The 6,980-nt window shown below is 42.0% G+C and carries 8 protein-coding genes; 2 read left to right on the top strand and 6 right to left on the bottom strand.

All coding sequences use genetic code 11. The features are described 5' to 3' along the window. Nucleotides 1–184: 184 nt before the first annotated feature. Together IM319_RS08265 and IM319_RS08260 are read right to left on the bottom strand one after the other, a co-directional pair. The gene (locus IM319_RS08265; protein ID WP_286825033.1) at nt 185–949 is read right to left on the bottom strand and encodes an ABC transporter ATP-binding protein; all 765 of its coding nucleotides are present in this window, start codon (nt 947–949) and stop codon (nt 185–187) included. A 64-nt stretch (nt 950–1,013) separates the two neighbouring features. Continuing rightward, a complete protein-coding gene (locus IM319_RS08260; protein ID WP_287686224.1) occupies nt 1,014–1,826 on the bottom strand; it encodes an inositol monophosphatase family protein in 813 nt (270 codons plus the stop codon). A gap of 61 nt (nt 1,827–1,887) precedes the next feature. Between IM319_RS08260 and scpB the strand changes: the two genes are divergently transcribed. After that, nucleotides 1,888–2,406 carry an SMC-Scp complex subunit ScpB gene (gene scpB / locus IM319_RS08255; protein WP_287735260.1) on the top strand — a complete coding sequence of 173 codons (519 nt, stop codon included), beginning with the start codon at nt 1,888–1,890 and terminating at the stop codon, nt 2,404–2,406. Between the two features lie 137 nt (nt 2,407–2,543). Then, on the top strand, nt 2,544–2,894 hold the full coding sequence (locus IM319_RS08250) for a DUF760 domain-containing protein (RefSeq protein ID WP_286825036.1): 351 nt from the start codon (nt 2,544–2,546) through the stop codon (nt 2,892–2,894). A gap of 490 nt (nt 2,895–3,384) precedes the next feature. Here IM319_RS08250 and IM319_RS08245 read toward each other — a convergent pair whose 3' ends face one another. From IM319_RS08245 to IM319_RS08230, 4 genes are all read right to left on the bottom strand, one after another. Then, complete coding sequence (locus IM319_RS08245; protein WP_286825037.1) at nt 3,385–4,248, bottom strand: NAD(P)-dependent oxidoreductase; 864 nt, start codon at nt 4,246–4,248, stop codon at nt 3,385–3,387. A 26-nt stretch (nt 4,249–4,274) separates the two neighbouring features. Then, the gene (locus IM319_RS08240; RefSeq protein WP_287735258.1) at nt 4,275–4,934 is read right to left on the bottom strand and encodes a class I SAM-dependent methyltransferase; all 660 of its coding nucleotides are present in this window, start codon (nt 4,932–4,934) and stop codon (nt 4,275–4,277) included. A gap of 13 nt (nt 4,935–4,947) precedes the next feature. Further along, nucleotides 4,948–5,790 carry a DUF6671 family protein gene (locus IM319_RS08235; RefSeq protein WP_287735257.1) on the bottom strand — a complete coding sequence of 281 codons (843 nt, stop codon included), beginning with the start codon at nt 5,788–5,790 and terminating at the stop codon, nt 4,948–4,950. A gap of 124 nt (nt 5,791–5,914) precedes the next feature. Continuing rightward, the gene (locus IM319_RS08230; protein WP_287686226.1) at nt 5,915–6,772 is read right to left on the bottom strand and encodes a S1 RNA-binding domain-containing protein; all 858 of its coding nucleotides are present in this window, start codon (nt 6,770–6,772) and stop codon (nt 5,915–5,917) included. Nucleotides 6,773–6,980: the final 208 nt, after the last annotated feature.

Raw genomic sequence — 6,980 nt, 5'->3', positions numbered from 1 at the left:
GCACTTTTTCTGGGTCAATGATGACAATAAGTTATAGCTTAGAAGCTAATCAACAACTAAAGCTTATGCTTGTAGCTAAGTGAAATCATTGATTAAGAGACCTGTGCTTTTCAATAACTTTTTCAGCAGACCCTAATTAGGAAGTTGCCGTTTTCTTTTCACTGATTACCAAAAAATTCCCACCCTACCCAATCACCTCGTGTAAATCCGTCGGTGCGAGATTAGGATAAACCACTTCACCATCTTTAAACCAGATAATGCGTCCAGAGTGACGCGCCACATCAGCCTCGTGAGTTACCATCACGATAGTAATGCCACTGTTATTCAATTCCGAGAAAATAGCCATCACCTCTTGGGTAGTTTTCGAGTCGAGCGCCCCTGTCGGTTCATCGGCAAGTAATAATATAGGTTGATTGACAATTGCCCTAGCAATAGCGACGCGCTGCTGTTGTCCCCCCGATAATTGATTGGGTTTATTGTGCAGTCGATTATCTAATTTTACCTTGGTTAAAGCAGCGATCGCTCTTTCCTTTCTTTCTTGGGGAGAAACCCCACCATAAATCATCGGTAACATGACATTTTCTAGCGCACTCATCTGGGGTAGAAGATGGAATTGCTGGAAAACAAAGCCGATTTTACGATTGCGAATCTGAGCTAAATCCCCATCCGGCAGCGTGGAAACGTCGAGATTTTCTAGATAATAGGACCCCGAGGTGGGACGATCAAGACAGCCGATAATATTCATCGCTGTGGATTTTCCCGAACCCGAAGCCCCCATAATCGCGCAATATTCCCCTTTTTTTAGGCTTAAATTGATGTTATTAAGGGCTTTAACCATGGTTTCGCCACTGCCATAGATTTTAGACACATTTTCGAGGCGAATAATTACTGGCTGATAGACTTCGGCTTTATCGTTGCGTTCGCTGAGAGAGGAAGTATCAAAACTCATGAAATAAATATAAATAGAGATAAAACCAATAAATGCAGCTATTCTAACCTGAGCAATTCTCCATTCAAGGAACATCCTTGAGAAAACCGACTAAAGGCAAGAAAACCGGCGCTAAATTCGATCGAGCCACGGCTAAACAGGGATAGGATCGATCCCGATAATTTTCCCCTACCCGCAAGGGAAAAATCTTTTCTCCTAAAGAGATAAATACTCCGTCCGCAGCCTGTAGAATTGCCCAAACCGCGGCAATATCCCAGACTTTCGGGGTTGCTTCCACTCCTCCCAAGACTGTGCCATCGGCAACCAAAAGCAGATTATAACTAGCCACTCCTATCATCCGCACTTTGCAGGGAAAGGGATTTTTCAGTACATCTGTGCTACGAGCGCAGAGATTAAACAGATGATTTTTGCTAGGAAAATCGTCGCTGGTGTGAATCGGTTGACCGTTGCGGTAGGCCCCCACCGGACCGGTTAAACCCGTCTCACCGCACCAATAACCATAATAGGCCTGTTTAAGGCAGGGGAGATAAACAAATCCGAACACGGGAGTCCCTCGGTAGAGAAGTCCTAGGGAAATGCCCCAGATGGGAACACCGCGAGTAAAATTAGTTGTGCCGTCGATCGGATCCACTACCCAACACCATTCTTGCTCCGGGAAAATATGGGTAGTTTCCTCGGTTAAGACTCCATGATCCTGGAAAGTGCTGGCAATTAGCGATCGCAATTGGCCATCGGACCAACGGTCGGCAGCCGTCACTAAAGTCCCGTCTGCTTTATTGGTGGCCTGTAATTTGCCAAAATCAGCCAGTAAGCGATCGCCCACCTGGCCGGTAGCCTGATAACAAAAGTCTAAAACCTGACTCCAAAAAGTTTCCATAATTTTCTCGTTCGTCTTCTAGTAGAATATCAAATCATTGTCTAAACTTAGGTAGTCGAGATTGAGCGCGGAACCCGACCAGGAGATCAGACTAGCTACCCGTCTAGAAGCGATACTTTATCTAAAAGGGCAGCCTGTCCCCTTAACCGAGATGGTGACATTAACTAACAGCGATCGCTTGACGGTGGAAGATGCCATGATCGAATTAATGTCCGATTATGCCCACCGGGATAGTGCCTTGGCAGTGGTGGAAACCCCCCTCGGTTATAGTTTACAATTGCGGTCAGCTTATCAGAATTTGATCGAAGACCTGATCCCGGCCGAATTAGGTACGGGAACCCTCCGTACTTTGGCAGCGATCGCACTAAAAGAACCGATTTTACAAGCGGATTTAATTAATTTACGAGGCAGTACGGCCTATCAACAGGTTCAGGACTTGGTAGAACGAGGATTTGTGAGAAAACGCAAGCAAAACGAAGGCAGATCCTACTGGTTAGAAGTAACCGATAAATTTCATCAATATTTCGAGGTTGATAATCTTAGGGAACAGGGTATTCTGGAACCTACCGATCAGGAATAAGGAGAGAGAGGGTATATTAGGGGTGAATGTTCCTGAATCACTGAGCTAAACTTGAAGAAGATGGGGGTGACTTCGGGCAATCGAGAAGAGCGATTTGTTAACCTAAATCTAATAACCACTACAGCGTGGGAGTTCTGATGACTTTTAATCCTGATTTTTTTCCCTGGGAAACCGAAGAACAAAATGATAACTGTTTGATGCAGTATCTCCAGCAGCAGCATCCTGAAACCCTTGAAAGAATAGCCCAATCGGTCAGTAGCGAAATTAAAGATATTATCTCGCAAAATGTCAAGGGATTGGTGGGAATGTTGCCCCCGGAGGATTTTGCGGTACAAATTACCACCGACCGCGAGAATTTGGCTAATCTTCTCGCTTCAGCGATGATGACAGGTTATTTCCTCGGTCAAGTGGAGAAGCGCCATCATTTAGAATCAATTTTGTTAGCTACAGAATCAATTAAATTGGGCAAAAAACCAAAAATAGATTAATCTTCACCCAAGACAGAGACACTTTCATCGGTGTCTCTATCAGTTTTTAGCCCCCTTTGGCAAAACTCACCATCACCAAAATCGAGAGTAGAATACCGGGGGCAAGTAAACCCGCTAATAATCCAAATTCAGTCAGCGTCATAGAAAAATATGCCCAAAATTCCATCACTTCCTACTCTAACCCCCTCTTCTGGCTACCTCAACAAAGCTTAAGGAAAATTTAAAGCCTTTTACCGTTTTTTTTCCTATCAGTAAAGGTAAGTATTGCAGTTATCTTAATAATAAGCCTCAAAAATAAGGATTAAATTGCCTAAAATTTGTAAATAGACCATTTAATTGATTATTATTCATTCTTAATTCTCCTGACTACTGACTACTGGCTACTGACTCCTAACCCTAACAACAATTTTTGATTTTTACAAGAGGTCGAATGTTTACTTTTGTCCGACTAGACAAACCAAAGAGAGTCTTTTTGATGTTGGCAAGCGGTTTATAATTCTTTTTTCAGCGCCCCGTATAAAGCTGAATAATCTTGTTCTGCGAATCCCATTTCTAAAGCTTTTTCAAGAAGGCGCTGTACTCCTGTTAGGGGAAAAGTGGTTAAATCTAACCTCTCCGATTCCTCTAAAAAGAGATTGACATCTTTGAGTAAATGTTTAGTGGGAAAATTAGGGTTAGCATAATTTTTCTCTAACATTCTGGTTAATTTTTTGTCAAAAGTAGGCGCATATAAGGCACTTTGACGCAGGATAGTCATGAACTTTTCTAGCTCTACTCCTTGCTGGGATAAAAAAGCTAAACTCAAAGCAAAAGCACTGGTTAGAGCGGCAATTAATTGATTTAAAGCTAATTTTAACGCCGCGGCGGTTCCCACTTCCCCGATTAACATCGGTTCTTGACCAAAATGTGCTAATAAATTTGACCATTGATGGAACTGTTTCTCCGTTGCTCCCACCATAACTAAGAGAGTCCCCTTTTTAGCTTCGGGAATACTTCCTAACACGGGTGCTTCTAGATATTCTCCCCCTTTAGCAACAATTTGATCTCGCAGTTGTTTACTTTCAGAAGGAGCAATGGTTCCCATCTGGATAATAGTACGATTATTAAAGTTGGATTGCTCGGAATTTAATCCTAAAACCTCTTGGATAGCGGCGGCATTAGTTAACATTAAAATCAGACAATCTGCCTCTTGAATTACTTGCTCAGGAGAGCTAACTGTTTTGGCTCCCAACTGCTGTAAAGGTGTCAATTTTTCTAAGGTGCGATTATAGGCAATAACAGGAATTTTCTGATTTAATAATCTTTCTACCATTGGCGTTCCCATTAATCCCGTTCCCAAAAGTCCAACTTTCATAACTCGCTTTTCCTCTTATTTATTGATTAGTTTTTACTCGTTTTTATAGCTGTCCAATGACGTTCGGAAGACTGATAAATTTTAACATTTTCTAAGCCCGACTGCTGGATTAAATCTGCGATTTCTGCTAGGGTAAAAGCCGCTCGCAGCGAGTCTTGAAATAGTTGCGCTTGTCGGGGAGAAAAATTAGGATCGATTTCCCTCACCATCCCCTTGATTATTTCCTCGGAATCGGGACGGAATAAATCTCTTAAAAAAATGCCCCCATGAGGTTTTAAAACTCGCTTAATTTCCCGTAAAAAAGGCAGAGGATACTTGAGATGATGGATTAAACTATTAGAAATAACTAAATCAAATTGCTCGGATTGGTAGGGAAGATTTTTTCCATCAACTTTCTCCAATTTGATCTGTTCTTGACAGTTAGCATTAAGGATATTTTTTTGACCAATTTCTAACATAGAATCGGCCAGATCAATAGCGATAATTTGCCATTGGGGACGTAGTTGACTGATCATAATCGGAATGCGTGCAGTACCGGTTCCTACATCTAACACCCTAGCATTAATACCGGCCAATTGTACGGCTTCTTTAGCGAAATTAGTATTAACTTCGGTGAAGTCCATGGCATCATATTCGAGCGCTTCTTCCCGATCATCCATTACTTCTGGTTCTAAAATTCTTTCCATAGAAAAGCTATCTTTAAGGATTACAATATTCACAATACATCGGATCGGCGTTTTTTTGACCGTTGGGAAAGAGTTTTTCCTCTCGATAATCACACCTTTGACAACCGTATAGTTCCAGTTTAATTAAAGAGGTGGGAAAGTGACATAAACCACAGGGTAAACCCGATGTTATTTCGATAATATCAAACCCCGGACAACCACAATTAGGACATAATTGATTAAGTTTCTGAACCAGATTTGCTGTTGCGGCAACAATTGTTTTCATGCGCGTGGGATTGTGCATAGCGCGCATATCGGTTTCTAGGTGTACTTTGCCGTTTTTGTCAAGAATATCTTCAACAATTTTAACTAAATTTTTCCGGTCGGTAATTCCCTTAAAAATATTCTCGGAGTCGAGAGAATTTTTATCAAACATCACCACTAAACCATGACTAGGAAACCCTATTTTTTCGGCAAATTCTAAAGCATCTGTTAGATTAGTTACAGTTTGGTGAGCGTGATTAGTTTCCGTGACTATTGCTTGACCAATTATTTCTAGATTATGGACTCGATCGAACAATAAAATCAATTCACGATTACAGGAAACTAACGGCAAGTTGGGATAGGGATAAAAACTACCCTCACTAGCAATTCCGATATCGTATCCCGAAAGCTCGATCGCTTGTTGTGCCTTTCTGCGAGCGGTTTCAATTTGTGTCCCGATGCGCTTAATATCCCGGGTAAAAGTGCCAAAGCGATCGGTATCAAAATTATCGGGTACAATCACCTTAAGGCCTATTTCTTGCGCTAAAATCGGTGCAATTACCCGCTCTTTTCCGTGCATAGTCCCTAAAATTGCTATCCGATCTTGAAACATCTTGGTCAAGTAAAAAGGAGACAGGAGAGAGGAGACAAATTCACCTGATAACTGATGGTGAGTTACGGCGAATACTAAATAGGTGGTAAAATATCTAAATTATTGTCGCCTAACCCACCCTACGCTAACTTTCGGGTGTTTTTTCCTGAGCTTGTTTTAATCTTTCTGCTGCTGTTTCCATGACTTCTGCAAAGTTTTCGAGAATTTCGCCGGGGTGTGCTTCGAGGATTTTTGTGGATAGGGAAATGCGATTTTTATATTCGTCAATTTCCGCGACTACCACTTTAATTGCTTGACCAACTTTAAAGAAAGTCATGGGAGAATTAAAAGAGGCTCCTGTCACCTGTTTAGCATGGAGTAATCCCGTCACTCCACCGCAATCGACAAAGACACCGTAGGGTTGTAATTTAACCACGGTGCCACTTAATAATTTACCCACAGCTAATTGACTGATAGCGTTAGCGCGAGCAATTTCTCGCTGAGATAAAACTAATTTATTATTTTCTTGATCGATTTGAATAAAAGTTGCGGTTAAAAGTTGTCCGATGAGGGAATCTAAATCATTTTTTTCGATTAAATGGGAGCGAGGGATAAATCCTTTTAATCCCTCCACTTCTCCCGTCACTCCCCCCTTATTCACCCCCGTGACGCGCAGCTGCACCGACTTGCCACTTTCAGAGATTTCCCTGACATTTTCCCAAGCTTTTTGCAGTAATAATTGCCGCAGAGACAGGGTAACTTGTCCTTCCGCATCCTGTCCACGGGTAATCAGAAAATCGAATTCTGCATCTATGGGTAAAGCTTCGGCAATGGAAGGAACATTTTCCAGGGAAATTTCCCTTAAAGAAATAAAAGCGGAGGATTTGCCGCCAATATCGATGAATGCTCCATCGGAGGTGTGTTGATCGACTCTCCCGCGCACGATCTGCCCTTTTTCAAATTGATAATCGTATTGATCAAGAGCTTTGGCAAAATCGTCCATGGAAAAGGCAGGGTTCGGTGTCATGATAAATAGAATGGTTACAAGTATAATTTCGATCTGCTTCCAGTTTGACACTCCTGGGCCTAAAGGCGTGAGGATTCTCGAAGCTCATCACAGCCCTTTCTGGTTTCCCTTACTTAGGTCTTACACGATTATGTCTGAACCGAACCTACTAGAATATCACTTGCTATCTAGTTATCCTTTTTCT

It is taken from the genome of Microcystis sp. M113S1, assembly GCF_020246945.1.
Taxonomy (GTDB): Bacteria; Cyanobacteriota; Cyanobacteriia; order Cyanobacteriales; family Microcystaceae; genus Microcystis.
The sequence above is the reverse complement of the archived record's forward strand: the minus strand, read 5'-3'. Positions and strand labels throughout refer to the sequence as shown.

What these genes read in the sequence shown, in the direction of transcription:
- IM319_RS08260 (WP_287686224.1), bottom strand. Translation starts at nt 1,826, where the DNA reads ATGGAAACTTTTTGGAGTCAGGTTTTAGACTTTTGTTATCAGGCTACC.
- IM319_RS08245 (WP_286825037.1), bottom strand. Translation starts at nt 4,248, where the DNA reads ATGAAAGTTGGACTTTTGGGAACGGGATTAATGGGAACGCCAATGGTA.
- IM319_RS08250 (WP_286825036.1), top strand. Translation starts at nt 2,544, where the DNA reads ATGACTTTTAATCCTGATTTTTTTCCCTGGGAAACCGAAGAACAAAAT.
- IM319_RS08230 (WP_287686226.1), bottom strand. Translation starts at nt 6,772, where the DNA reads ATGGACGATTTTGCCAAAGCTCTTGATCAATACGATTATCAATTTGAA.
- IM319_RS08235 (WP_287735257.1), bottom strand. Translation starts at nt 5,790, where the DNA reads ATGTTTCAAGATCGGATAGCAATTTTAGGGACTATGCACGGAAAAGAG.
- IM319_RS08240 (WP_287735258.1), bottom strand. Translation starts at nt 4,934, where the DNA reads ATGGAAAGAATTTTAGAACCAGAAGTAATGGATGATCGGGAAGAAGCG.
- IM319_RS08265 (WP_286825033.1), bottom strand. Translation starts at nt 949, where the DNA reads ATGAGTTTTGATACTTCCTCTCTCAGCGAACGCAACGATAAAGCCGAA.